21 protein-coding genes are annotated in these 25,136 nt (G+C 47.4%); 18 read left to right on the forward strand and 3 right to left on the reverse strand.

Annotated elements, in window-relative coordinates:
- Positions 1–60: 60 nt before the first annotated feature.
- Positions 61–966: an ArsR/SmtB family transcription factor gene (locus tag AC58QG_RS21605; protein WP_497364189.1), complete on the reverse strand. Its 906-nt coding sequence runs from the start codon at positions 964–966 to the stop codon at positions 61–63.
- A 168-nt stretch (positions 967–1,134) separates the two neighbouring features.
- Between AC58QG_RS21605 and arfA the strand changes: the two genes are divergently transcribed.
- From arfA to AC58QG_RS21620, 3 genes are all read left to right on the forward strand, one after another.
- Positions 1,135–2,646 carry an arabinosylfuranosidase ArfA gene (arfA, locus tag AC58QG_RS21610; RefSeq protein WP_497364190.1) on the forward strand — a complete coding sequence of 504 codons (1,512 nt, stop codon included), beginning with the start codon at positions 1,135–1,137 and terminating at the stop codon, positions 2,644–2,646.
- A 186-nt stretch (positions 2,647–2,832) separates the two neighbouring features.
- A complete protein-coding gene (locus AC58QG_RS21615; protein ID WP_497364191.1) occupies positions 2,833–3,165 on the forward strand; it encodes a c-type cytochrome in 333 nt (110 codons plus the stop codon).
- Between the two features lie 99 nt (positions 3,166–3,264).
- Complete coding sequence (locus AC58QG_RS21620) at positions 3,265–5,280, forward strand: LTA synthase family protein (RefSeq protein ID WP_497364192.1); 2,016 nt, start codon at positions 3,265–3,267, stop codon at positions 5,278–5,280.
- A 59-nt stretch (positions 5,281–5,339) separates the two neighbouring features.
- On the opposite strand, the gene AC58QG_RS21625 is transcribed toward AC58QG_RS21620, so the two are convergent.
- The gene (locus AC58QG_RS21625; RefSeq protein WP_497364193.1) at positions 5,340–6,563 is read right to left on the reverse strand and encodes an amidohydrolase; all 1,224 of its coding nucleotides are present in this window, start codon (positions 6,561–6,563) and stop codon (positions 5,340–5,342) included.
- 179 nt (positions 6,564–6,742) lie between these two features.
- On the opposite strand from AC58QG_RS21625, the gene AC58QG_RS21630 reads away from it, so the two are divergent.
- The 13 genes from AC58QG_RS21630 (at position 6,743) to AC58QG_RS21690 (ending at position 22,265) form a co-directional block, all read left to right on the forward strand.
- Positions 6,743–7,519 carry an ABC transporter permease gene (locus AC58QG_RS21630; protein WP_497364194.1) on the forward strand — a complete coding sequence of 259 codons (777 nt, stop codon included), beginning with the start codon at positions 6,743–6,745 and terminating at the stop codon, positions 7,517–7,519.
- Positions 7,516–8,307 carry an ABC transporter permease gene (locus AC58QG_RS21635; protein ID WP_497364195.1) on the forward strand — a complete coding sequence of 264 codons (792 nt, stop codon included), beginning with the start codon at positions 7,516–7,518 and terminating at the stop codon, positions 8,305–8,307. The genes AC58QG_RS21630 and AC58QG_RS21635 overlap by 4 nt, the downstream gene beginning before the upstream one ends.
- Positions 8,308–8,339: 32 nt before the next feature.
- The gene (locus tag AC58QG_RS21640; protein WP_497364196.1) at positions 8,340–9,311 is read left to right on the forward strand and encodes an ABC transporter ATP-binding protein; all 972 of its coding nucleotides are present in this window, start codon (positions 8,340–8,342) and stop codon (positions 9,309–9,311) included.
- A 27-nt stretch (positions 9,312–9,338) separates the two neighbouring features.
- On the forward strand, positions 9,339–11,663 hold the full coding sequence (gene helD, locus AC58QG_RS21645; RefSeq protein WP_497364197.1) for an RNA polymerase recycling motor HelD: 2,325 nt from the start codon (positions 9,339–9,341) through the stop codon (positions 11,661–11,663).
- A 304-nt stretch (positions 11,664–11,967) separates the two neighbouring features.
- Positions 11,968–13,065 (forward strand): GerAB/ArcD/ProY family transporter, encoded by a 1,098-nt coding sequence (locus AC58QG_RS21650; RefSeq protein ID WP_497364198.1) that lies wholly within the window; start codon positions 11,968–11,970, stop codon positions 13,063–13,065.
- Positions 13,058–14,509, forward strand: a complete 1,452-nt coding sequence (locus AC58QG_RS21655; RefSeq protein WP_497364199.1) for a spore germination protein — start codon at positions 13,058–13,060, stop codon at positions 14,507–14,509. The genes AC58QG_RS21650 and AC58QG_RS21655 overlap by 8 nt, the downstream gene beginning before the upstream one ends.
- Positions 14,506–15,666: a Ger(x)C family spore germination protein gene (locus tag AC58QG_RS21660; protein WP_497364200.1), complete on the forward strand. Its 1,161-nt coding sequence runs from the start codon at positions 14,506–14,508 to the stop codon at positions 15,664–15,666. Before AC58QG_RS21655 ends, AC58QG_RS21660 begins: the two co-directional genes overlap by 4 nt.
- A 1,056-nt stretch (positions 15,667–16,722) precedes the next feature.
- The gene (locus AC58QG_RS21665; RefSeq protein WP_497364201.1) at positions 16,723–17,661 is read left to right on the forward strand and encodes a hypothetical protein; all 939 of its coding nucleotides are present in this window, start codon (positions 16,723–16,725) and stop codon (positions 17,659–17,661) included.
- A gap of 123 nt (positions 17,662–17,784) precedes the next feature.
- Positions 17,785–18,522, forward strand: a complete 738-nt coding sequence (locus tag AC58QG_RS21670) for an ABC transporter ATP-binding protein (RefSeq protein ID WP_497364202.1) — start codon at positions 17,785–17,787, stop codon at positions 18,520–18,522.
- Complete coding sequence (locus AC58QG_RS21675; RefSeq protein WP_497364203.1) at positions 18,515–19,267, forward strand: DUF2705 family protein; 753 nt, start codon at positions 18,515–18,517, stop codon at positions 19,265–19,267. Before AC58QG_RS21670 ends, AC58QG_RS21675 begins: the two co-directional genes overlap by 8 nt.
- Before the next feature lie 5 nt (positions 19,268–19,272).
- Positions 19,273–20,748: a sensor histidine kinase gene (locus AC58QG_RS21680; RefSeq protein ID WP_497364204.1), complete on the forward strand. Its 1,476-nt coding sequence runs from the start codon at positions 19,273–19,275 to the stop codon at positions 20,746–20,748.
- Positions 20,745–21,434 (forward strand): response regulator transcription factor, encoded by a 690-nt coding sequence (locus AC58QG_RS21685; protein ID WP_497364205.1) that lies wholly within the window; start codon positions 20,745–20,747, stop codon positions 21,432–21,434. Before AC58QG_RS21680 ends, AC58QG_RS21685 begins: the two co-directional genes overlap by 4 nt.
- A 141-nt stretch (positions 21,435–21,575) precedes the next feature.
- Positions 21,576–22,265 carry an MgtC/SapB family protein gene (locus AC58QG_RS21690; protein ID WP_497364206.1) on the forward strand — a complete coding sequence of 230 codons (690 nt, stop codon included), beginning with the start codon at positions 21,576–21,578 and terminating at the stop codon, positions 22,263–22,265.
- Positions 22,266–22,398: 133 nt separating this feature from the next.
- Here the strand turns inward: AC58QG_RS21690 and AC58QG_RS21695 are convergent, their stop codons facing one another.
- Entirely contained in the window at positions 22,399–22,851 is a 453-nt protein-coding gene (locus AC58QG_RS21695) for a flavodoxin (protein ID WP_497364207.1), read from the reverse strand.
- A 165-nt stretch (positions 22,852–23,016) separates the two neighbouring features.
- Here AC58QG_RS21695 and AC58QG_RS21700 point away from each other — a divergent pair, with 165 nt between their 5' ends.
- Positions 23,017–24,054: a TrmB family transcriptional regulator gene (locus AC58QG_RS21700; protein WP_497364208.1), complete on the forward strand. Its 1,038-nt coding sequence runs from the start codon at positions 23,017–23,019 to the stop codon at positions 24,052–24,054.
- Positions 24,051–24,719 (forward strand): HD domain-containing protein, encoded by a 669-nt coding sequence (locus AC58QG_RS21705; RefSeq protein ID WP_497364209.1) that lies wholly within the window; start codon positions 24,051–24,053, stop codon positions 24,717–24,719. Before AC58QG_RS21700 ends, AC58QG_RS21705 begins: the two co-directional genes overlap by 4 nt.
- Positions 24,720–25,136 lie beyond the last annotated feature (417 nt).

Here is a 25,136-nt window from a genome sequence, read left to right on the forward strand (position 1 = left end):
AGAGGGGAACAAGAGTGCAGTTCACTTTTGTTCCTTTTCGTATGCTCAGCTATCAACCATCTACCTCCGATAAGTGCGAAACCGAATATCCTGGCTATAGTTGCCGAAGCCTTCTCCATACAGCGTCAATCCACCGACATGCTCGGCATGTTCGGGCACTTCTAACCGTAAGGTCCACTCGTTGCGTGAGATCGGAAGGTCCTGAATTGTAACCGCGGAAAGCTGCTGTCCGTCTAGGAATGTTCCCTCTTCGGTGATGCGAAGTACCTTCAACCAACCATACTGGTTCGTGTAGTCCGACCACCAAGATGGGGTCAGCCGGCCGCGGCCATCCCCTGAATCGCCGGGGCTTGTCCAGTAGCCAAGCAGGGTGTCATTCACATAAAAGTGAATATCAGACGGCCAATTGGCTGCGATACCTGGTGCTTCCGAGCCAATTTCCAGCGAGATTTCGATCTCCTCCAAGTCTTGACCTGCAAGCATATAGTTGGGAACACGATACTCTACGAAGCCCTTGGCAAACCATAGGATTCTAGCATGCATGCGCTCTGGCTCAAAGAAAAAACGAGGATCATCGAACTGACCGATCAGCCGCTCTTCTGTAGCTAAACCGCAGGTCGGATTGACTTCGAAGCGAGTATAGTGACCAACGGGGATAGAGACTTCGTTGAACAAACGCCTCTGTTCGATCGACTGTGGAAGCTGGATGTCAATACGCGAGAGGGCTAGTGTACAAATTTTGTGCGTGCCGCCTTGCTTACGGACGAGCTTCGTATGGATGAGTCCGCCTGTCTCCAGCTTCTTGACATGCATCGTCACGATGGCACTGCTTAGCGAGAGCCGCTGAGCCAAATCCTTCACGTTCATCTCTTGTTCTGCTAATAATTCCAATATGTGAAGCCGCACATCGCTAGCCAGCGCTTCATATAAAGGCAGCCATTTGCGGTCTGTAGTCGTGTGAATCATGCCCAGTAACTCCTTCTTCTTCATTCTCTGATTAATATAAATATGAATGCAACTAAAACGGATGAAAGGTCTTGATCTTCATCGGTTTTTATTGTTTAATATGAGCTATACATAATAATTTTATTAACTGATTCATATTTATATTAATTATACTATGAGGTGATCGCCATGTCTATGAAAGCAAGCATGATCCTTGATAAGGATTTTGTAGTAGGAGAAGTGGATCCGCGTCTGTACGGTTCTTTTATTGAGCATTTGGGACGCGCGGTATATGGCGGCATTTATGAACCTGGACATCCGCAAGCAGATGAGCAGGGGTTTCGCGGAGATGTATTGGAGCTAGTTAAAGGTCTGCATGTGCCGATTGTACGTTACCCGGGAGGTAACTTTGTATCGGGTTACAATTGGGAGGATGGCATCGGACCTGTGGATCAGCGTAAAAGACGTCTTGATCTTGCTTGGCGCACGATTGAACCGAATTTGATTGGCCTTAATGAGTTTATGGACTGGTGCCGCAAAGCGAACACAGAGGCTATGATGGCAGTGAATCTGGGAACTCGTGGTCCTGCTGAAGCAAGAGATATTATCGAATACGCAAACATCACAGGTGGCACCTACTGGAGTGATTTGCGAATCTCCCACGGCTATCGCGCACCGCATAACATCAAAACATGGTGCTTAGGCAACGAAATGGATGGCCCTTGGCAAACAGGAAGCAAAACAGCTGCCGAGTATGGGCGTACTGCCTGCGAGACTGCGAAAGTGATGAAATGGGTAGACCCATCGATTGAGCTTGTCGCATGCGGCAGCTCGAGCTTGACGATGGCTACCTTCCCAGATTGGGAAGCAACCGTTCTTGAGCATACCTACGATCATGTTGATTATATTTCGCTTCATCAGTATTACGGCAATCGTGAACAGAATTCTGCGAATTTCCTGGCTCAATCCTTAGGAATGGATCGATTCATCCATACCGTGATTGCGACGGCTGATTACGTTCAGGCCAAAAAGCGCGGTAAAAAGAAAATCAATCTCTCCTTCGACGAATGGAATGTCTGGTACCACTCTCATGATGCAGATCGTAAAATCGAGCCTTGGTCTATCGCACCGCCACAACTGGAGGACATCTATAACCATGAAGATGCGCTTCTGGTCGGCTGTATGCTGATTTCCATGTTGAAACGTGCTGATCGTGTCAAAATGGCATGCTTAGCACAATTGGTTAATGTGATAGCTCCGATTATGACGGCTAATGGCGGTGCGGCTTGGAAGCAAACGATTTACTATCCTTATCTGCATGCCAGTGTGTTTGGCCGCGGAACGGTTCTTGTACCACTCATTAAGTCGCCGAAATATGATGCGAAGGACTATACGGATGTCCCTTACCTCGAAGCTGTAGCCGTACATAACGAGGAAACATCGGAGTTGACTATATTCGCAGTGAATCGCCATTTGGCAGAAGCGCTCCCCTTGGAGATGGATCTTCGCAGCTTCGGCGGCTTCCACATCGTTGAGCATATTGTATTGGAGCATGAGGATCTCAAGGCATCCAATACCTTAGAAGCGCCAGACCGCGTTAAACCACATTCCGCTGGGAATGCGACGATTTCTTCGAATGGACAAATTGAGGCTGTTCTTGGTAAGGCTTCTTGGAATGTGATACGTCTTAAATTGACGTAAAAATATTAAATAAATTCATATAGACACCTATAAAAAGCCGCGTTTGGTACCATAATAATCATATGAGAATCCTCGATCGTGTAAGGTAAACGAGGCTACCCATGTGACGGTGCCCGCGGCTCTTCTTTCTTTTCCAATCTACGCTCTGGTATGATGAGAGAAATGAGATTGAAGGAGTTTGGGCACATGAAAACGAGGATGAGTTGGGTTGGAGGCTTCATACTGGTGGCAGCAATAGGCTTAACCGCTTGTGGAGAAAAACCGACGGTTACACCGAGTGCGAGTGTTTCTGCCAATGTGGATGTTCCAAAGCTATATCAAAACTATTGTATCTCTTGTCATGGTAATCAATTACAAGGCGGGCAAGGTCCTAATATTCAAAAAGTGGGAGAACGCCTCGATGAAACTGAAATCGTAAAACGGATACAAAAGGGTGGTGGCGGGATGCCGCCGTTTCAGGTGACGATGAAGGAAGAGGAATTGAAAGCACTTGCAGCTTGGTTAGCCGGACTCAAGTGATTGGGAATAAGTGGGAGGGTTAAGGTTCCTTTAAGGTTACCTACATAATTCCTTCACAATTGACATTTACAATTAGGGGCATGAGGAGAGTGATGTAAGATGCACTTGAATTTGAAGCCCCGGAAGCGTCTTTCGAGTAAAAGGAGCTCAAGCCGTCTGGGAGCATCGATTTCACTAGTTTTATTTATGATCGGTTTACCGATTCTGTCTGTCGTAGGTATGGAGTTTCTTGAACGTGGTAATCTTGCTGAAACCATGCAATGGATTACAGGTAATCAATCTTTCTTTTTGCTCAATGTAGGGCTAACCTTCTGTCTGCTGGCCTTCGTTTATGCCCTCGTAGGATCTTTGGCAATCTCTGGCTCCATCACGACCTTAATTCTCGGTCTAATGGCAATTATCTCGTATATGAAAGTGAAAATGATCGGGGAGCCGTTCTTCCCGTGGGATATATTGCTGAATAAAGAGAGCATGGATATTGCTTCGTTAGTCACTGGTAAAGCAGCATTAATTCGAATATGTGGTGTTGCGGCCGCGATTCTCATCGTTCTTGCGCTTAGATGGGTGATTCCGCGTGTGACAATCCCAATTATCGCCCGAATCGGTTTAGGGCTTTTTTCGCTCTATGCCATGTATGCATTTGGGGTCAAAACACCGTTAGCAGGAAAAATATTAGACCACGCGGGTGTGAACGAAATTGTTTGGGATCAGCAGCAAAACTACGCGAACAATGGTCTCACGCTTGCCTTCACACTAAATGTGAAGAACTCCATTGTACAGAAGCCGGATACCTACAGTGAGCAAGCACTCGCGGCTGCCGCGGCTACTATTCAAGAAGCCGCTGTGCAAAAGGATGCAGGTGCAGGCGTACGCAAAGCGAAAGCTACCCTCGCTGACGGGAAACAGCCGAATGTTATTTTCGTTATGAGCGAAGCATTCTGGGATCCTACCCTACTAGAGAATGTAACGTTCAGCGAAGACCCCCTTCCGACAATCCACCGTTTGCAGAAGGAATCTAGCTCCGGTTATTTGCTTTCCCCACAATATGGCGGCGGCACGAGCAACGTGGAATTTGAAGTGTTGACAGGGAACTCGATGAGCTTCTTACCTGGCGGATCCATTCCGTATCAACAGTACATTTCGAAGCCAGTTCCAAGTTTGGCAAGTTATTTTGCCGATAAAGGGTACAAGAGCATGGGGATTCACTCCTACGAAGGTTGGTTCTGGGACCGGAATTCGGTATATAAGGAGCTAGGTTTTGAATCCTTCAAAAGCAGCGAGCATTTCGAGAATCCGGAAACTAAGGGTTACTTTATCTCCGATGCTGAAGTAGCCAGAAACGTGATTAGTGAAGTAGATAAAACGGAGAATCCGATGTTCATCTACACAGTAACCATGCAAAATCACGGTCCGTATGATGACCCTCGCTATGGGGAAAATCAGTTCAAAGCAACAGGCAATCTTTCCGCGCAAGCCAAAAGCATTCTTGAAACGTATACGCAAGGTGCGCATGATGCGGATCAAAGCTTGCAAATGATGATCGATCATTTCAAGGATTCGGATGAACCAACGATGATTGTCTTCTATGGTGACCATTTGCCGATGTTAGGCATGGATTATCAAGTGTATAAAGAAGCAGGCTTTATCTCAACAAGCGATGCGAATAAATGGTCGTTGGAAGAGATCAAGAAGATGCATAGCATTCCGCTAGTGACATGGTCCAACTTTGATATGCCGAAGCAGGATATTCCAGTGTTGAGCGATTCTTTCTTAGGGGCACATGTTCTTGATATGCTTCATATGGAGAAGCCAGCGAATTTTGCTTTAGATGCTGAGTTGGCTCAGCAGGTACCAGGCTTGCTTAGCAACTTGATTGTAGATCAAGATGGACAGCTGCATGCAACTACGCCGGAATCCGCGGCACCGCTCATTGAGGATTATCGGAATGTACAATATGACTTAATGTTCGGTAAGCAGTACTTGGCCGATTATTTGGATCATGATTATTTGACCAAAGGTACGCAGGCAGGCTATAATGCCGAATTTGGCGGCACAGACGCTGTGAAGTCCGAAGCTCAAGGCAGCAACGACGCGAAGTCGTCAAGTACACAGTAGCTTGATTTGAAAAAGGCCATCTCTCAAGTAGATACTTGGGAGGTGGCCTTTTGTGCTTTTCACAGGGATCCGCTTACGAGCGCACCCTTGAACCATACGGCTTGACGCGGCGTTCTTCGCGCTACGGCTTCGGCCGAGCAGCTGGCAGGCAGGAGCACAAAGTTTGCGGTGTCACCGACCTTTGGCCATACTTGTTCGCCTTTTTGGTCGAGTGGCGTTATCCCGCCAGTAATGAAGCCAAGGGATTGAGAGAGCGCGTACTCATCGTTATACCCATATAGTTCTGCGAACCGTCCAGCTCGCTCCAGCTGATCACCATTGCCAAAAGGAGACCAGTGATCCGTCAAGCTGTCTGTTGCTAATTTCACATGAACACCCTTGTTATGCAGCATCGGGAGAGGCATCGTAGATTTTCCGATAGGTACCGTCGAGGCAATGGACATGCCCAGAGAAGCCATCCTGGAAGCTACTTCTTCGGATTCCTGAATAGGAGCACTAGCGAACCAAAACGCATGGCTAACAGTCACTTTGCCTTGCAAGCCAGCTTCTTCCGTTAAATCAGCCAGCCTCAGTAAAGTTTGCTTCCCTGCTTCATGTCGATCATGCAAGTGTAGATCAATGCCGGCGTTGTTCATAACTGCTAGCTCTACCATGGTCTGCAGTGACTTTTCAATATTGCCATCTACCGTGAAAGGATCTACCCCGCCGACAAGGGTCGCTCCTTCTGTCAAGGATTGCTTTACGAGCCCAACTGAATCCGAGCGAAGCAGTCCATGCTGCGGGAAAGCAACAATTTCGGAGGAGATTTTACCAGAGAATGTCTCCAAGGCTAGCTTGGTTGCCTCTAACCGATGCAGTCCACTGACGGGTTCAATGTTACAATGGCTGCGGACATGCGTGGCCCCAAACCCTTGTATAAGCGCCAAAATACTCTCTGCCTGTTGTCTTGCTGTGGGCAGCAGTTTAGGTAATAAAACTTTTTCTTCTTCAATCCGCTCGAAAATGCTGGAGATTTTTTTTACCGCTTTCCAAGGCCCGTCATAATACGTTTTATCTAAATGGATATGCGCCTCCTCGAAAGAGGGCAGCAGCAGGAACTCCTTGCAATCGTACTTGGGAAGATGTCCCTGAGGCTCCAATTCTGATCCAATAATGTCAGCTATGGCGCCACTTTCAATCCTAACATGACAAATCTTCGTATGTGTACCAACAACTTGTCCATCGTCTATGACATAACTCTGCTCTAATCTCACATTTGTTAACCAATAGGAAGTATGTAGCATGATATCCGTCCTTTTCTCAGAAATAATAAGCCCCGCCTGTGATACATTGTACAACAAGAGAAATAACTGTTGCCAGAATCAGGGTTATTTTGGTAATATGGGATTCCGTCTCTACGCGGCGACTGCACGAAAAAACGAAAAAGCGAACGGATCTTGAACGACAAAACAGGAGGTGTTTTATGCTTTTCGCGGTTTTAGCGCGCAAGGCGTACGCAAGAAACTTGCAGTATCGTGGCTCGCATCTGCTGCATAATGCAGTAAGCGCGGTGTTCGGCTTTATTTATGCGAGCATCTGGACCGGCTTAGGCAGCGACGCATCGCTAGGCGAGTACGGCGCCAAAGGCATCGTGAGTTATATTGCTTTTAACCAAGCGATTCTGTGGATTACACAATTTACGACGAATGGACTCGGACTCGAGCAATCGGTTCGGACGGGTCAAATAGCGGTCGATCTGATGCGGCCGGTGCACTTATTTTACCAAGCGATGAGCCGTGAATGGGGCCAAGTGTGGTATCAATTTGTATATAAAAGCATTCCGATTTATGTCCTCTATGTTTTCATCTTCTCCTTACAGCTTCCCCATCACGCTTCGGTGTATGGATGGACAGCTCTCTCGCTCGTTACGGCCTCCTATATTTCAATCTGCATGAACTACTTAATTGGCGTAGCAGCCCTTTGGACGACGGAATCACGTTGGTTGTATTGGGTGAACTACTCATTCGCTATGCTGCTTTCAGGCTTTTTTATCCCCGTGGAATGGCTGCCGGGCTGGCTCCGTACCATTAGCTCGTACACGCCATACCCTTATTTACTCTACTACCCAACTCGGATCTACCTTGGACTTGAACATGGAGCTGTAGTGCTCGGTGCTGTTCTTTGGGGCATCGGGTTTACTTGTGTCTGCTTGGCCATTACCCATGTGGTTCGAAGGAAGCTGGAGGTGCAAGGCGGATGATCTCGATTCGGCTGTTTATGCTGCTTATAAGGGCAAGTTTCCGAAGTCGGATGCAGTATAAGTTTAATTTTGTTTTCTCGACTATCATGGCTTCGTTCATTCAAATCTCTGAATTCCTCATGGTGGCGCTGGTGATGATGAAGTTTGGCAACATGCAGGGTTGGACACTGTACGAGGTGAGTTACTTGTATGGGGTGATGATGATTTCTAAAGCGATTTATCGCACACTTGCCTCCGACGTGCATCATCTTGAAAAGTATCTCGTTTCTGGAGATTTGGATGCGATACTAATTCGACCAGTTCCAGTGCTGCTTGCCCTGATGACACAAAATTCACGGATTCTTATTGCTGAAATCGGCCAGGGTCTGATCCTTCTCTTCATTTCGATGAAAGCGCTGCTGGCTAGCGGGCAAATCGGATGGGTTGCCATCCCGTTGACAGGCTTCATTATCCTCACAGGTGCAGTCATCTTATTCGCGATCGGGCTTGCGACGGCTGCGGCCGGCTTTTGGCTCACACGCATTGAGTCTCTACAAAATATGACCGAAGACGCCTCCCAAACAGCGGCTCGTTATCCGCTCAGCATCTATCCCAAATGGCTGCAATACGCGCTGTTAGTGCTTGTTCCGGTAGGCTTCGTTAATTACATTCCTGCTCTTTATGTGCTGAGGCATCAAGGAGGCATGGAACTGCTGCTAGGTACATTAGTGGTCTCGGTAGCTGTTCTATGGCTTGCTATGCGATTCTGGAAGCTAGGACTTTCGCGATATCAAAGCACAGGTAGTTAACCACATGAATAAAAAGGGAGGGCAAACATCCGATGATTACAGTCAGGCATTTACGCAAAACCTTTCAATCCCCCGTCATCCAAGAAGGGAAGTTCTCGGGGATTCGAACCCTGTTTTCTAGGGCATATAAAGAGAAAGAAGCGGTACGCGATGTGAGCTTCGAGATTGAAACTGGCGAGTTCGTCGGGTATATTGGACCTAATGGAGCGGGAAAGTCGACGACGATCAAAATGCTCACAGGCATCCTGCACCCCACCTCTGGTGAGGTCTTAATTCATGGAAGCAGCCCGCAGAAACAACGGAAGCAGGTCGTTAGGCAGCTTGGTGTTGTTTTTGGGCAGCGAAGCCAGCTGTGGTGGGATCTCCCCGTGAAGGATTCCTATGAAATACTTATTGCGATGTATCGCGTGGAGGCTGCAGATGCCCGCCATCGATTAGGTGAATTGACGGAGCTGCTCGATTTAAAAGAAATTCTAGATACCCCGGTTCGCAAGCTCTCCCTCGGTCAACGAATGCGGGCGGATTTGGCGGCTTCCATGCTGCATGATCCAGCGATTTTGTTTCTGGATGAGCCTACAATCGGCCTAGATGTCGTGGCAAAGCGAAATATTCGCGGCTTTCTGCAGACGTTGAATCGAGATTTCGGGAAGACGATATTGCTAACGACGCATGATATGGACGATATTGAACAGCTTTGTCCGAGGGTTATCGTCATTAATCATGGGCAAATTGGTTATGATGGTTCCATAGATAAACTAAGAGAACGCATTGGATTACCGACCATGATGAAGGTGTCCTACCGAGGCGAATATCATGTCCCAGACAGCTGGGAGCTGCCTTTCCGTGTGGTGGAGCAAGAAGCGAACATCCTGACAATTGCCTGCAATCGGCAAGAGCTCAAGGCGATGGATGTGCTGCGGATTGTGAGCAGCTGGGGCGATATGGACGATGTACATATGGAAGAACCGGAATTTGAAGAAGTGATTCAGAACGTTTATTCATAGATCAGAGAATGGGAGTGGAACGAAATCATGGCGATAGGGAATGAAGAACGAGAGAAGGAAGCACAGCGCGTCTCTGTGGTACGAGCCAACATTCAGCGACGTATTATAGAGCTGCGTCAAACGGTGGATGATCGCAGATCAGAAGCAACGGCCATTGGTCGAAGCTTCTGGGATGATATCTCCGTCAATGCAGACAATGACGATGATTTGATTGAAACTGCTGCGAGTATGGCTCAGCAGGAGCATGTGCTGCAAGGGCAAGAGCGCAGCTATCGACTGGCGCAGGATGCATTGCGTAAGCTGGAGCGCGTGGTCGATGCGCCATATTTCAGCCGCATTGATTTTCAAGAGAAGGGTGAGCAGGAGCGGGAGAAAATCTATATCGGTTTAACCTCTTTTATTGATAGTAAGACAGATGAAATTCTCATCTATGACTGGCGCGCGCCGATCGCCAGCTTGTTCTATGACTATCCCCCAGGTCCGGCGACGTACCGGACGCCAGAGATGGATGTCAGCGGCGAGCTATGGCTCAAGCGTCAATATATCATCAAAGCTGGCGAGCTGCAGGATGTGTTCGATACGGGCATCTCGATCGGTGACGAGATGCTGCAGAAGATGCTCAGCCGCAGTGCGGATGAGAAGATGAGCAGCATCGTGACCACGATTCAACGTGAGCAGAATCAGATCATCCGCGATGATCAGCACAAGGTGCTGGTCGTCCAAGGTGCTGCCGGCAGTGGGAAGACGTCCGTGGCGCTGCAGCGTATCGCGTATTTGCTCTATAAATACCGAACGACGTTGAGTGCTGATAACATGATTCTCTTTTCGCCGAATTCATTGTTCAGCGATTATGTATCACGTGTCTTGCCAGAGCTAGGTGAAGCGACGATGCAGCAAACGACCTTTCAGGATTATTTAACACATAAATTAACAGATACGGGGCTGACGCTGGAGGATCCGTATGATCAGCTCGAATTTATTTTGACGGGCACGGAACAGGATCCCTTATATGCAGTCAGGTTGCAGAGCATTACCTACAAAACCTCCGAGGCTTTCCTAGGTGTAATTGAAGCCTACGGTGAGAAGTTGAAGGAAGGCGGCATTCGATTCCTTGATTTGGCTGTAGGGAAAAAAGTGTTGATCACAGCAGAAGAGCTTAGCGAGCGGTTCTATGGCAAACCGTCGATTCTTGCTATTGGTGAACGCATGGAACAGCTCTCGGAATGGATTCTCGAAAAGCTTGAGGTGTTTCAAGCCGATGTGCAGAAACGGTTTTATCGCAAGCTTGTGCGCGAACCGAAGTACATGGGCACTGAACCGGAAATGAAGAAAATGAGCCGTGTCAAAGCACACAAAGCCATTGCTCCACTCAGGGAAAAAGCGCAAAAGCTAGCCTATGTCGATGTGCTCGGCATGTACAAAGAGCTGTTTACGGATACGAGCCTACAGCAGGAGCTTGTGAAGCTATCTGGGCAGTCGCTGCCAGAAGCATGGGCGACGATCAGCACCTTCACGGTGGAAGCGTTGGAGCAAGGCCATCTGCGCTACGAGGATGCAACGCCTCTTGTGTATCTCAAAGGACTTGTTGAGGGACAGCTGCGCGTGGGCACGATCCGCTATTGCCTAGTCGATGAAGCGCAAGATTACTCACCGTTTCACTATGCCTATTTGAAAAAGCTATTTCCACGCGCCCGTTTCACACTTCTAGGCGATTGGAATCAAGGGATCTTCACGCACGCGAATGTGAACGTGAACGAGCTTGTTAGTGCTGGTGTGGGTTCAGACACCAACCAGCAAGAGCAAGGCTACAGCTCGATTAGCGAGCTGATGGGGGAAGACGAGACGGAGACGATCCGTCTCGTCAAGAGTTACCGCTCGACACGCGAGATCACCGATTTCGCGTGTCAGGTCTTGCCGGGCGGCGAACCGGTGGAACCGTTCAGCCGCAGCGGCGAAGAGCCGCGCCTGCTGCGCGCAGGCAGCGAGCAAGAGCTGATCCGCCTCGTCGCAGAGGCGGCGGCTCTCAGAAGCGGCGGCGGCGCAAGCTCCGTCGCGATCATTTGCAAGACCGAGCGTGAGACACAGCACGCGTACGGACGCTTGAAGCCGCTGCTGTCGGACCTCGCGCGGATCAGCAAAGATACGCTGCACTACGAAGCAGGCGTTATGATCCTACCGGCGTACCTCGCCAAAGGGCTCGAGTTCGACGCGGTTATTCTCTACGATGCCGGGGCGGCTGTCTACGCGGAGGCGAAGGAACGCAAGCTGTTTTACACGGCTTGCACTAGGGCACTTCACTATTTAGATGTCTGTTATCTAGGTGAATTAACCCCTTTTCTCCCACAGAAATAGACATCCGTCCATACCTATCCGCCCTGCCTAACATAGAATACATGGAGCACTCAAGATTAGGTTTAGCAGGCGGAAGGGGGAACTAACCATGTCAAACGTTGGATACTCCAGCGCAGCAGTAGTTCTGGTATTGTACATTTTGTTGGTTATCATTTTGGCAACATTCTACTAATACAGATGGCTGTATAAAGCCGCTTTCCGATCTTCGGGAGGCGGCTTTATTGTGTGTTTACGCATAATTTTCCAGATGCGGGAGAACTTAACGATAGCCGTTATCCATCTCATATCAAAGTGGGAGAACCTTATGCTTGCAAAGAATCAGATTACGACACTCCAATTATATACGATCGTGATTATTTCAATCGCTATTACGAATCATGTCTTGCTCATTCCTGTGTTGCTGCATTATGGAAAGCGAGATTCATGGATGGGGGCCATACTTTCACTTGTTCCAATGCTTATCTGGACATGTCTGATTTATTTCTTGGTTAGACGATCCAAGCAGGGAAACTTGATGGATTGGATCAGAATGAAGACAGGGAAATGGATCACGTATCTTATTCAATTTGCGATTATTCTGATCTGTTTTACGCATTCTGTTGTCACGATTAAAGACGTGACCATGTGGACACACATCACTTATCTGCCTAGGACTCCCGTATTAATGATTGAATTGATATTTATTCTATTTTGTTTTTTTGCGGCAAGGGAAGGCATTAAAGTGATTGCAATTGCATCAGGAATCCTCTTACCGGGTGTTGTTGTCCTTGGATATTTCGTGATGGGCGCTAACTTTCAATATAAGGATTACACCCTACTTACTCCACTTTTTACACATGGCTATGGACCGACAGCTATGTGTATGTTACTGACCTGCAGCGCATCCTTCGAAATATTGGTCGTTCTTGTGATGCAGCACCATGTCCGGACACGTATTCGTTTGCGAGGGTTACTGATTGTAACCACCTGTGTAATTGGACTTACTGTCGGCCCTCTAACGGGGGCAATTGCGATTTTTGGTCCCTTCGAGGCGGCAGATTTAAGATACCCCGCATTTGAACAATGGAGAATGGTAACCCTCGGGAAATATATTTCCCACCTAGACTTCTTATCTATTTTTCAATGGATTTCAGGGGCAAGTATGCGTACATCCATCTTGATGTTCATTATGGTAGACATGATGAACATTACTAAGAAATCGACCAGAACGAAATATCTTGTGTGGTTCAGCCTTGGATTAATTGCAGCAAGCCTGTACCCTCTATCGGATAATCAAATGGTACAAATGCTGCAAAACTATTACTATTCCGTCATGTTTGTAGTCGGCCTATTCTTGCTCTTGTTCCTGCTTGTAGTTGCGATGTTGCCTGTACGGCGAAAGGAGAAGATGCCTAGTGGATGAGCAAGATTTCCGTGAATGGTTTGCTCTTTCGGACGACATTATTTTGAAAACATATCCTGTCAAGCAAAATGGAGTCGCCCAGCGTGTTATCCTGCTTTATTGTGAAGGCATGGTACGAACCGATATGATCGAGGGACTTGTGCTGCCTAAACTAAAGGTTTTTATAGATAGTGACTATTATCAAAATGAAAACGCCCTTGATCTGAGTTCGATGCTGCAGTTGGTCAAGTTTACGGGTAATCGCGCCATAGAAGATATGAAATTAGCTGTGTATGCAGGACAGCTAATTTTATTTTTTGAGAATACCCAATCGATTTACTCACTGGATATTGCTTCACCTCCGAATCGTTCACCCGAAGAATCTAGTACGGAAACTTCGATTAAAGGACCGCGCGACGGGTTTACAGAAGATGTGATTACGAACATCGCCTTAGTCCGCAAACGATTGGCCACACCGAGCTTATGTTGTGAAAAGATACAATTGGGACAAAAGAGCAACACGACAGTTGCCCTGCTATATCTTGGCGATGTCATCAACGACTGGGTCTTGCAGGAAGCAAGAGACCGACTGCAATCGATTGATGTTGATGCGATTATTAGCAGTTCGCAACTGGATGAGGCTTTATCAGGTCGAACATTCTCCTTATTTCCACTGTTAAATTATACGGGGAGGCCCGATTTTGTGGCGGATAGCCTACTCCGTGGACGATTTGCGGTTATCGTTGATGGCTCGCCAATGGTACTAATCGCGCCAGCTAACCTATCTTATATTTTAAATTCACCAGAGGATGTCCATAATCCGTTTATTTTCGTCGCTTTCGAGCGATTACTTCGATTGATCGGCCTGTTAATCTCGGTATTGCTGCCGGGCTTGTGGATATCGGTATCCAGCTTTAATTTGGACCAAATTCCGTATCCACTTGTCGCGACAATCTCCTCCTCACGATTAGGATTGCCTTTATCTGGACCGATGGATTTTATCATCATGCTGCTGTTATTCGAATTGTTCCGCGAAGCGGGTGCCAGGTTGCCCAAAGTGGTTGGACAAACGGTCACCGTTGTTGGCGGCTTAATTGTCGGTGACGCAGCGATTCGCTCAGGCATTACAAGTCCTACAACTTTGGTCGTGACTTCCTTATCGACGATATCCATGTATACGCTTGTCAATCAGTCTCTTGCCGGTACAATTACGGTTTTACGTATTGTTATTCTATTAATTTCCACCATGTTTGGTATTTATGGATTCATGATATCCCTCATGGGGCTCGTACTGCTCATGTCGACATTGAGTTCGTTCGGAGTGCCGTATCTCTCCCCGCTTTCACCTCCCCAATTTGGGGAAATATTCTCAGCTTTTTTGGCCAAACCTTGGAAGAAGCTAAAAACAAGGCCTCATTCGCTCAGCCCGAAGGATGACACCCGGGAAGGTGAGGAACCTTCATGATGAGAATAGCGTTGGTGAAACTAGCGTTCGGAGTCTTCTTTTTGATTAGCCTGACTGGCTGTTGGGATTTGAAAACGATTCAAGACACGAATTACATGACAGCGATTGGCTTTGATTATAAGGATGGGAAATACATTGTTTATGGACAAATGCTGGATTTCGCCAGTGTGGCCAAACAAGAGGGAGGGCAGTCGTCGCAGCCGCCTTTGATTTGGGTTGGCAAAGAAGAAGGAGCAACCATTAGTGAAGCATTCAATAAGCTCTATCGAACGTCTCAGCAACGTGTATTTTGGGGTCATGTTGGCGCTTATTTATATTCTAAGGATGCGCTGAACCAAGGCATTAGCATCTTTACTGATGGAGCGATTCGGTACAGTGAAACGAGATTCACCCAATGGGTATATACAACAAACGAGTCTATTGAGTCTATTTTGTCCGTAATCCCTTTCTTCAATGTTTCACCCATGAGTTCCATTTTGATGCAACCTTCAGACAACTATCGTCAACGTTCATACATCCCCCCCCATCGTTTGTTTTGGGTTGTGTCCAAATTAAGGGAGCCCGGGTTTACTGTTATGCTTCCTTCGTTAGGCATCGATAAAGAGGTTTGGAAGAAAAATGAAAAGCCAGATCAAAAACTATTCGTGAGCGGTGTCTATTCCCTAAATAAGCAGCATGATTTGGAATGGTTTTCCGAGAACCAATTTATTGGTGCAAGATGGTTGAATCGATACACGAGTCGTACCCCATTAGTTGTGTATAAAGAGGGCAAGGCGATTCAAAACACAATTATCAAACCGGAGGCTCTTATCAAGGTGCGATCGAATGGGGAACAAACCTTCTTTGATATTGAGATCAAAGCCTACGTTACCATTGCTGAAATGTTTAAAGACATCGGCGAGAAGGAGTTGCAAGAACAAGTTTCCAAACAAATAACAGATGAAGTCAAGTCAACCTTTAAGCTTGGGAAAAGCCGTGGAATCGACGTCTACGCATTGGAACATGTGTTGTACAGGGATGATTTCAAAACGTGGGCTAAACTAACCTCCTATGGAGAGAAGCCACTTACCGACTATGAGTTGGGAAACATTTCGGTGAAAGCGAAAATTGTCCACTCCGGCATGTTGAAGATGAAAGAGAAAACGAAACAGTATTAGTTTACAAATAGGCTGCCTACTGACGGTTCGATGATCAGGAGGCGGCTTTTTAATTTGTGGTATACCGAACCCCGAACCCGGAACCCCGAACCCGGAACCCCGAACCCCGAACCCGGAACCCCGAACCCTGAACCCTGAACCCTGAACCCCGAACCTGGAACCCCGAACCCCGAACCCTGAACCCTGAACCCCGAACCCTGAACCCCGAACCCCGAACCCTGAACCCCGAACCCTGAACCCTGAACCCCGAACCCTGAACCCCGAACCCCGAACCCCGAACCCTGAACCCCGAACCCCAAACCCCAAACCCCAAACCCCAAACCCCCAACACGCCGAACGTCCCAGTGGGGTCATTACTGTAAAATAACTGGAAAACATACAGCTAATAATTCTCAATTGCGCGGAAAAATGAAAATAACTGGATTTTATGTCGTTAATTCCGGCTGATAATAATGTTAAAAGTGATTTCTAAGGAATTAACTGTATATTTTCCATTTAATGTTCATTTTCATGCCGAAACCGCCAAATTAACGGGAGCTTTTCCAGTTATTTTTTGGAGCGACAACTTTAGCACCATAGTCACCAAACAATCGCACCCCACCAACTATTCAGCTAAGAGTCACCAAACAATCGTACCCCACCAACTATTCAGCTAAGAGTCACCAAACAATCGTACCCCACCAACTATTCAGCTAAGAGTCACCAAACAATCGTACCCCACCAACTATTCAGTAAGAGTCACCCAACAACCCCCCCACCAACTATTCAGCTAAGAGTCACCAAACAATCGCCCCCCACCAACTATTCAACTTAGAGTCCAAACTACCGCACAACTAGCTACTCTTAACGCACTCACACATCGCCCTGCACCATCTCTGCCAACTAGCTAACTCCTTGCTCTCCCACCCCAGTTTAGAAATATTTAAGAATTGTTTTAGTCCATGTTAATAGGTGGTTTAGAGGCGATTAACTCTTGAGGGCTAAGATAGTCAGTATGGAAGCGCAAGGCGCAGCCAAATTAGAGAAAGCGTATGGATTACGCGGAGGCAGGACGAGATGAATAAGAAGTTAGCGATGTTGGGATTAGGTGTAGCGGTAGGCAGCATGATGCTAGTGACCTCAGTATATGCAGGTGTGGGAGAAGCTCCGGGATATGAAGCTTTCAAATCAGCCGTGAAACAAACAGCGACGATCACGAACGTAACACGCCAAGTAAACGTGTCTCTACAAGACAACGGAGCATCCTTGCTCCAAGTAAAATCAACGATCAAAACTGGCGGTGCGGATCACGCTGGAAGTGCACAAGTGAATGTACTTAATGGCACTGATGACGAGCAGCAAACGATTCAATTCTACAGCCAAGATGGCAAGCAGATTATCAAAACAGCGGATTCTGACGTGTACAAAGTCATCGAAGGTGGCGACGCGCCAGCGAAGTTCAAAGGACATAACAAAGGCAATCATACCCCAGACCCAGCAGACATCAGCGAAGTAGAAAATGTGGTGGACGCCCTAGTCGGCAATTTAAAAAATTATGTCACGATGGACGAAACAGCAGGGAACGGCAAGGAAATTCATTTTAAGCTATCCGGTAGCCAGATCTCTCCGGTTGTGAACACCGTGGGTTCGCTTGTAATCAAACATGGCACGATGGCCAAAAATGAGCCAATGCCAGCCAAAGCCAATACGCTGGGGATTGACCTCGCGACGCTAAGGAATAGCCTGCCACAGCTTTCTTCTGACATTTCGATGGATGAAGTGGAAGTGAATGCAAGCGTGGATAGCGATGATCACATTACGAGTCAATCTGCACAGATCCATTTGTCAGGTAAAGATGAGCAAGGCGCTGCGCATGATGTTGTGCTTCGCATTGATATGACACTTTCCAGCTTGAACTCAACACTACCTGATACCGTTGATTTGAGCGGAAAGCAAGTGGAGAACGTGAAACTAGATGAAATGTCCAGCCACAAAAAGTGGAGCGACAAAAACTAAGCTCTAGGCTCTAAGCTCTAAGCTTTTATCTCCAAACACCTAGCACTGCAAGCAACAATGACTCAAAGAGGAGCCATCAACCTCGGTTGACCTCCTCATTTCCCTTTTGAAAGGCGGAACGGCATGAAACACGTCGTTGAACTAAACAATGTAACGAAAATATTCAGTAACCTCCGCGGTATTCATCAAGTCAATATGACGGTGCAACGCGGTGATATATATGGTTTTTTTGGTCCAAATGGAGCGGGGAAAACAACCGTGATGAAGATCATGACAGGCTTATCTCAAGCGCAGCAAGGTGAAGTGAAGCTGTTCGGTTACGACGTGAAAACGCAGTATGAGCAAGCGATGGCGAAGGTCGGCGTGTTGATCGAAACGGCAGAAGCCTATACCTACATGAGCGGCAGAAGGAATCTGGAGCAAGCGGCGCGACTGTATCAAGGCGTGAGCAAGCAGCGAATAGACGAAGTGCTTGAGATCGTAGATCTTACCCCTTTTCAACATGAAAAGGTAGCAGGCTACTCACTGGGCATGAAGCAAAGGCTCGGACTAGCGGCCGCGATGCTCTCTAAGCCGGAACTTCTCATTCTTGATGAGCCGACGAACGGTCTCGATATTGAGGGGATGGTTCACATTCGTGAAATCATCCTGCGGTTAGCACGAGAGGAACGGATCACGTTCTTAATCTCCTCTCACCTCATCCACGAAATGGAGCTGATGTGCAATCGCATTGGCATTATCCATCAAGGGAAGCTCGTCCGTGAGGGACTTGTCTCCGATTTGATCAAAGGCAGCCCATCCTTGGAAGCCGCTTACCTTCGAGAAATTCAAGAAGTCAGGGGGCTTGCCGCCAATGCCTAGCATTTTAACAGCTAACGTCTGGAATGAAACGCTGAAATTAGCCTACAAAAAGAAAACAATCTTCTTCCTAGCGGTCACCTTGCTGCTGCCTATTCTAGCAGGTATTTTGCTTTCGAGGTTCCAGAATGGTATTGGCATTGGCGCGATCGCCGCGAAGGACTTCCCTATTGTGATGTTGGGCTTGTTCACAACGATTTTCCTGCCTCTGTTCGTGTTCATGGGGGCTGCGGATGTGTTTTCCGGTGAGATGGGTGATCGTACAATGAAAAATATTTTAACGAGACCACTCTCCCGTTTCAAAGTATTCGCGTCCAAACAACTAGCGCTCGCCATCTATATTGCGCTCTACTTGGTCGTTGCCCTCATCGCATCGATGCTCTCCGCTTTCTTATTTCAACATTTCGGTGGCATCGGTACACTCGCCAATTGGTTGCTGGCTTACGGCACTGCCTTCGTACCCTTGCTAGTATTGAGTATCGTCGCGGTATGTCTGGCGCAATTTTTCTCGAGCAGCAGCTCGGCGCTTACGGTCAGCATCCTCCTATACTTGGCATTCAAGGTAGCCGCTTTTTTCATTCCGCAGATTGCAACGTACTCACCTACAGCTTACATGGATTGGCATATGCTTTGGGTTGGCGGTTCGATGGTAACGAGTAAGATCTTCTCGATCTTTATGTTTTTGATAGCGTGCAGTATACTATTTTTTACAGCAGGTTATTATTTGTTTGATAAAAAGGAGCTCTGAACCCGATGTCGATTCGCATACGGCTAGTCCTGTCCTATATTGCCATGCTGCTTGTACCGCTTGTGCTCTTTGGGCTAGCCGTCATTCTCATCAGCATCGCCACCTTCGGGAGCTTGAAATCAGGCTTTGATGTCGACTTTTCGCATGGGAATCCCATTAAGCGCGTCGTTGATCAGGAAGCGGAAAATGTCGCTTATATAAAGGCCAAAATTGAATCGGATCCCGATGCCTTTTTGCAGGAGACGTTTGTGAAGGACCTGAACGAGCGGTTTCACAAAATTAATATGGGACTAATCGTTCGGAAGGATCAAACCATTACGTATGTATCTTCCTATCTGAAGGAAAAAGAAGCTGGGGACACCTCGCTGCTTCCGCTTTACGGTACACCACCAGGGAAATTTCAGCGCAATCAAGGATCACTGTGGATAACTAGACAGCAGGATTTCTTGTTTTCTGATAAGAGTAAGGGTACGGTTTTCGTGTTTCTAGATGGCGGTCCTTTTCAGAAATATTTGCATCAATTCTCAAAAACGGTTTTCTTAACTTTTATATTCATCCTCATTGCTACCAATGGCGTGCTGACTTACTTCGTTTCGCGCAGCATTATTCGGCCACTACGAGCTCTTAAACGGGCAACAGAGGAGATTAAAGAGGGAAATCTGGATTTTGAAATTGTTCCACACGGGAACGATGAGCTTGGCGAGCTCAGTATCGCTTTTGAAGAGATGCGGCGCAAACTTAAGAAATCAGTGGATCTGCAGCTCCAATACGAGGAGAATCGCAAAGAACTCATTTCGAATATTTCCCATGATTTGAAAACACCTGTTACTGCTATCAAAGGCTATGTCGAAGGCATCATGGATGGCGTTTCGAATTCGCCGGATAAGCTAGACAAGTATATTCGTACTATTTATAACAAAGCGGCGGATATGGATCGGCTGATTGATGAGCTGTTTCTATTTTCCAAGTTGGATCTGGGGAAAGTTCCGTTTCAATTCGAAACCGTAGATTTAGGCAACTATGTGCAGGATTGTGCGCAGGAATTACAATTTGATATGGAGAAAAAAGGAGTCCAGTTTACGCTGACCGATCTGCCGCAAGAGCCGATACTGGTTACAGCAGATCGTGATAAGCTTAGACGAGTGCTTCTAAACATAATAGAGAATGCAATCAAATACAGTGAAGAAGGCAACTGTCAGATTACGTTAAGCGTGTCGAGACAAGATGAATTCGCCGTTATTCATATCAAGGATAATGGTCAGGGCATCTCAGAGGAGGCGCTTCCGCATATTTTTGATCGTTTCTACCGCGCAGATCCTTCGCGCAATACGGCAACTGGAGGCAGCGGGCTAGGACTGGCGATTGCGAAGCAAATCATTGAAGAGCATAGCGGGCGCATTGGTGCGACAAGCGTGTTAGGGCTGGGCACTACCGTGTTTATGGCCTTACCACTCTATCAGGGGAAGGGAAGCGAAGCATGAGTCGGATTTTGATCGTAGAAGATGAACAAAGCATTGCCGAGCTAGAACGTGATTATTTGGAAATTAACGGGTACGAGGTTGATATTGAAACTAGCGGTGAACGTGGACTTGAGCGGGCGCTGTCGATAGACTATGACCTAGTAATACTCGATCTTATGCTTCCGATTATGGATGGCTTTGAAATTTGCCGACGTATTCGGAGTGTGAAGGACATTCCAATCGTCATGGTTTCAGCTAAAAAGGAAGATATCGACAAGATACGAGGACTCGGCCTTGGAGCCGATGATTACATGATCAAGCCGTTTAGCCCAAGTGAGCTGGTGGCCAGGGTGAAAGCCCATTTGGCCCGGTACGAACGGTTAATGGGGCGTCGTGAGACGAAAAACGATGAGGTTCGCATTCGCGGTTTGATGATTGATAAAACGGCGCGGCGCGTATTCGTGAATGACAAAGAAGTCATGTTCACGACCAAAGAATTCGATCTGCTGACTCATCTCGCGATGAATCCGAATCGGGTATACAGCAAGGAACAGTTGTTTGACCTGTTATGGGGAATGGACGCCATGGGGGAGATTGCCACTGTGACGGTACATATCCGCAAGCTGCGAGAGAAAGTGGAGCAGGATCCATCAAATCCACAATATATTGAAACCATATGGGGAGCGGGCTATCGTTTCCGAATCTAACTAGCAAAGCTTGGGGGAGTTGCCTAACTCATCTCAGGCTTTTTGGTAGTCGGCATAAACATTTTCTTAATTCACAAATGGTTATTTACTTCGTTACTTTGTTAAGATATTGTAAAGGTTACTTAACAAGAGGAGTAAACGATGATGGAATTTACTGTAGATCTACATATTTTAATGAAACTTGGGATTTCAGCAATTTTTGGATTAATTATTGGATTGGAGCGGGAGATTAGGAATAAACCGCTGGGACTTAAAACGTCACTTGTCATTTGCTTAAGCAGCTGTCTATTGACAATCGTGTCCATTGAATCGGCGAATAAGTACGCTGTTGCTGGTTTGCATGTCATGGACCCTATGAGGTTGGCGGCGCAAGTGGTGAGCGGGATCGGTTTTCTGGGAGCAGGTGTTATTCTTCGCAAGCACAATGATGTCATTATCGGGTTGACGACAGCTGCTATGATATGGGGAGCTGCGGGCCTTGGTATTGCGGTTGGAGCTGGTTTCTACATTGAAGCCTTTTTTGGACTTGTGCTTATTCTCGTTAGTGTCATTGTTTTGCCTTATTTTATTAAAAAAATGGGGCCTAGACCGCTGATCATGAAAGATCTTCGTGTGCGTCTGCTTGTTTCCCATGAGGGGAATTTAACGACAATTATCAAAGCGATTATTGCCAAAGGGTACAAAATGAAAAGTGTTCATATCAAGGAATTGAACCAAGAACTGCAGGAGCTAAACTTCATCGTGTATGTGGATCGGAAATATGCTTCAGAAGTATTTGACGAAATGAAGAGTATGGATTACATCGAGATCGCTGAAGTCGAAACGTTGTGAGAAGGGGACCGGATCGTGGCCGCAGAGGCTGCTTTCCGGTCTTTTTACCACATAAGAACTATTGGCGATAAAAACCACATTTAAAACGCGGTCGCGCATCCTCGAATGACTTCGATATAAGTTTTTCTCATTTTTAGGCTGAAACGCTCAATGCTGCTGCAAACTTAAGACCTAGCTCATGGCATTGTTGTTTCTCATCCTTGGACGGATTAAGCTCAACCTTGAAGCCATCAAATACTTTTTCCCCGCCGATTTTGGCTAACTTCTCTTCGAGTGTATCTACCGCTTTGCCAAAATAGGTGTAAGAGGAATCAGCAGAACCGAATACGCCGAACTTGCGTCCTTCAAGATTCACTTCATCCATTTCCTCGTAAAAATCTTCGTATTCATCAGGTAAATCACCATCGCCCCACGTATAAGCCCCGAGTAGAATACCGTCATAGTTTTCGAGCTCGCTAGCGTTGGTATCCATCACGTTTTTGAGAACAGGCTCGATGCCTGCTTCTTGAATACCGGCTGCTATTGCATCGGCGAGTTCTTCTGTATTTCCAGACATGCTTGCGTATACAATGATAATTTTGGACATGGTGGACCTCCTAGTAGTTATATATATAAGCAACCCATTAACTTCCATCATATTAGTTGATAATGATTATCATTGTCAATATAAAATTTTAGAGAGAACGTTCTTTGAACCGATACGACTAAGCAAGCGTTCATGCTACAATAGGGATATGAAGGGGGCTGCGCCATGGAGAATGTTCTACAGCATTTGAAAAACCTTGGCTTCACGGATCTGGAAGCCAAGTGTCTGCACGTGCTTGCAGTGAGCGGCACGCAAACTGGCTACGAAATCGCCAAGGGGCTTGGCGTATCGCGCTCGAACGTGTACGCAGCTTTGCAAAAGCTCGCGGAAAAAAGCGCAGTGCTCACAAGTCATGGTGAGCCCACCGTGTATCAAAGCGTGCCGATCGAGGAAATCGGCGAGCGGATGGAAGCGGAGCTACAGGCATCTATCCGCTATGTGAAAGAGCATTTGCCGAAGCAAGAGACGCATCGGTCAGAGTACTTCAGCATAGAAGGCGACGCCAAGGTTATGGAGCGTGTTCGCTCGGAGCTGAGGAAAGCGAAGGAAGAAGCATTCTGTGATCTGTCTCCAGAGGAAGCTAAGCTGCTGAAAGAGGATATTCGTGCAGCGACTACGCAGGGCGTGCGAGTAATGATCGTGCCGACACGCGAAGCGGGGGCTGGTTTCTATCCTTTTGCACGTAAACGCACTGAGGGTTTGAAGAGCCTGGAGGGTCGTAAATTTACCATACTCATTGATCGTAAACTGGCGATCGTGGGCACGCGTGGCGGAGGAGATTCAACGCTTGCGATGCTAACCGAACAACCTGCGATGGTGGAGCTGCTTTATACTCATTTTTGCAGTAGTGTCGTGGTAAACGAGCTGCAGCAGGACATGGGGACGAAGCTTGAGGATAAATACGGAAAAAATTTCAAGAAAATCATTCAGAAACATATAGATGGCCGAGTGCCTGAACCGAAGAAAATGGATGAGGGCAAAATGATTGCGCTTAAGCTGCATTCAGGGAATGAGATCGCGGGAGAGCTGGGAAGTCTCGCTAAGGGCGTATCTGGCGGAGAGAATTTAATTGACGAGAGCGCTAAACAAGGTAAGTATGAGCCAGAAAAGCTGGAGCTAGGAAAGATAGAAGAAGGAAAGTCAGGACAAGGAAAGCAAGAAGAGGGAAAATCAGGACAAGGAAAGAGGAAAAAGAAGAAATGATGCAGCATGAGCATGAAGTAGATCACGAGCGGATATTACTCGCGGCGGAAGCGCTCGTGAAGGAAAAGCTAGAGCGCGATAGCAGCGGCCACGACTGGTGGCACATCTATCGCGTGGTACAGACGACGAAACGCATCGCCGCCCAGGAGGGCGCTGATCGCTTCGTCTGCGAGCTTGCGGCGTTGCTTCACGACGTCGTCGACGAGAAGCTCAACGCCGATCCAGCCGCGGCGCAGCGCGAGCTGGAGGCTTGGCTCGCCGCCAGCGGCACGCCGGCGGCGCAGGTAGAGCACGTGCTGGAGATCATCAGCACGATGTCGTTCAAGGGCGGCGCGCGGCCGCCGATGCGCACGCTTGAGGGCCAGGTCGTGCAGGATGCCGACCGGTTGGATGCCATTGGCGCGGTGGGAATCTCGCGCGTGTTTGCCTATTCGGGCTGGAAAGGCCGCCCGATTCATGATCCTTCCGTCATCGCGCGCGAGCACATGACGGTGGCGGAGTATCGCGGGGGCAACGACACCGCGATTAATCACTTTTACGAGAAGCTCCTCAAGCTGAAGGAGCTTATGAACACGGCCTACGCGAGGCAGCTCGCGGAGGAGCGGCATCGCTTCATGGAGCTCTATCTGCAGCAATTTTATGCAGAGTGGGAAGGCGAGCGATAAGATTGCTGGAAGAGAGCAAGAGAGAGCCATTGATGGGCTCTCTTTTTTTGTGGTTTCTTTATAGGGCGTAACCCCCAACCCCCATCACCTAGCCCCCCAATGTAATAACTGGATTTCCTCCAGTTAATTCTGCAGTATTCTGCCATTTACGACGATTAACTGGATTTTATACAGTTATTCGCCCCCGATTTGGAGCAACAGAAGTAATCTGGCGAAATTAACTACATAATATCCATCTAAATCCAAATGCGAACGAAATAACACGAAATTAACTACATAATTTCCAGTTATTTCGTGCATGGGAGCGGTGCGGCATGGAGTGAGTTGCAGTAGATTGGAGCACAAATATTTAGCTTGTTGAAACAATGAGAGTGACTGAGGCGGAAAGATGAATATGTGGAGGTCCAGCAACCAGGT

The sequence above is a fragment of the Paenibacillus sp. J22P169 genome, from assembly GCF_059691995.1.

What these genes read in the sequence shown, in the direction of transcription:
- AC58QG_RS21685 (WP_497364205.1), top strand. Translation starts at nt 20,745, where the DNA reads ATGAGTCGGATTTTGATCGTAGAAGATGAACAAAGCATTGCCGAGCTA.
- AC58QG_RS21615 (WP_497364191.1), top strand. Translation starts at nt 2,833, where the DNA reads ATGAAAACGAGGATGAGTTGGGTTGGAGGCTTCATACTGGTGGCAGCA.
- arfA (WP_497364190.1), top strand. Translation starts at nt 1,135, where the DNA reads ATGTCTATGAAAGCAAGCATGATCCTTGATAAGGATTTTGTAGTAGGA.
- AC58QG_RS21670 (WP_497364202.1), top strand. Translation starts at nt 17,785, where the DNA reads ATGAAACACGTCGTTGAACTAAACAATGTAACGAAAATATTCAGTAAC.
- AC58QG_RS21660 (WP_497364200.1), top strand. Translation starts at nt 14,506, where the DNA reads ATGATGAGAATAGCGTTGGTGAAACTAGCGTTCGGAGTCTTCTTTTTG.
- AC58QG_RS21605 (WP_497364189.1), bottom strand. Translation starts at nt 966, where the DNA reads ATGATTCACACGACTACAGACCGCAAATGGCTGCCTTTATATGAAGCG.
- AC58QG_RS21665 (WP_497364201.1), top strand. Translation starts at nt 16,723, where the DNA reads ATGAATAAGAAGTTAGCGATGTTGGGATTAGGTGTAGCGGTAGGCAGC.
- AC58QG_RS21620 (WP_497364192.1), top strand. Translation starts at nt 3,265, where the DNA reads ATGCACTTGAATTTGAAGCCCCGGAAGCGTCTTTCGAGTAAAAGGAGC.
- AC58QG_RS21675 (WP_497364203.1), top strand. Translation starts at nt 18,515, where the DNA reads ATGCCTAGCATTTTAACAGCTAACGTCTGGAATGAAACGCTGAAATTA.
- AC58QG_RS21690 (WP_497364206.1), top strand. Translation starts at nt 21,576, where the DNA reads ATGATGGAATTTACTGTAGATCTACATATTTTAATGAAACTTGGGATT.
- AC58QG_RS21625 (WP_497364193.1), bottom strand. Translation starts at nt 6,563, where the DNA reads ATGCTACATACTTCCTATTGGTTAACAAATGTGAGATTAGAGCAGAGT.
- AC58QG_RS21640 (WP_497364196.1), top strand. Translation starts at nt 8,340, where the DNA reads ATGATTACAGTCAGGCATTTACGCAAAACCTTTCAATCCCCCGTCATC.
- AC58QG_RS21705 (WP_497364209.1), top strand. Translation starts at nt 24,051, where the DNA reads ATGATGCAGCATGAGCATGAAGTAGATCACGAGCGGATATTACTCGCG.
- AC58QG_RS21650 (WP_497364198.1), top strand. Translation starts at nt 11,968, where the DNA reads ATGCTTGCAAAGAATCAGATTACGACACTCCAATTATATACGATCGTG.
- AC58QG_RS21630 (WP_497364194.1), top strand. Translation starts at nt 6,743, where the DNA reads ATGCTTTTCGCGGTTTTAGCGCGCAAGGCGTACGCAAGAAACTTGCAG.
- AC58QG_RS21635 (WP_497364195.1), top strand. Translation starts at nt 7,516, where the DNA reads ATGATCTCGATTCGGCTGTTTATGCTGCTTATAAGGGCAAGTTTCCGA.
- AC58QG_RS21680 (WP_497364204.1), top strand. Translation starts at nt 19,273, where the DNA reads ATGTCGATTCGCATACGGCTAGTCCTGTCCTATATTGCCATGCTGCTT.
- helD (WP_497364197.1), top strand. Translation starts at nt 9,339, where the DNA reads ATGGCGATAGGGAATGAAGAACGAGAGAAGGAAGCACAGCGCGTCTCT.
- AC58QG_RS21700 (WP_497364208.1), top strand. Translation starts at nt 23,017, where the DNA reads ATGGAGAATGTTCTACAGCATTTGAAAAACCTTGGCTTCACGGATCTG.
- AC58QG_RS21695 (WP_497364207.1), bottom strand. Translation starts at nt 22,851, where the DNA reads ATGTCCAAAATTATCATTGTATACGCAAGCATGTCTGGAAATACAGAA.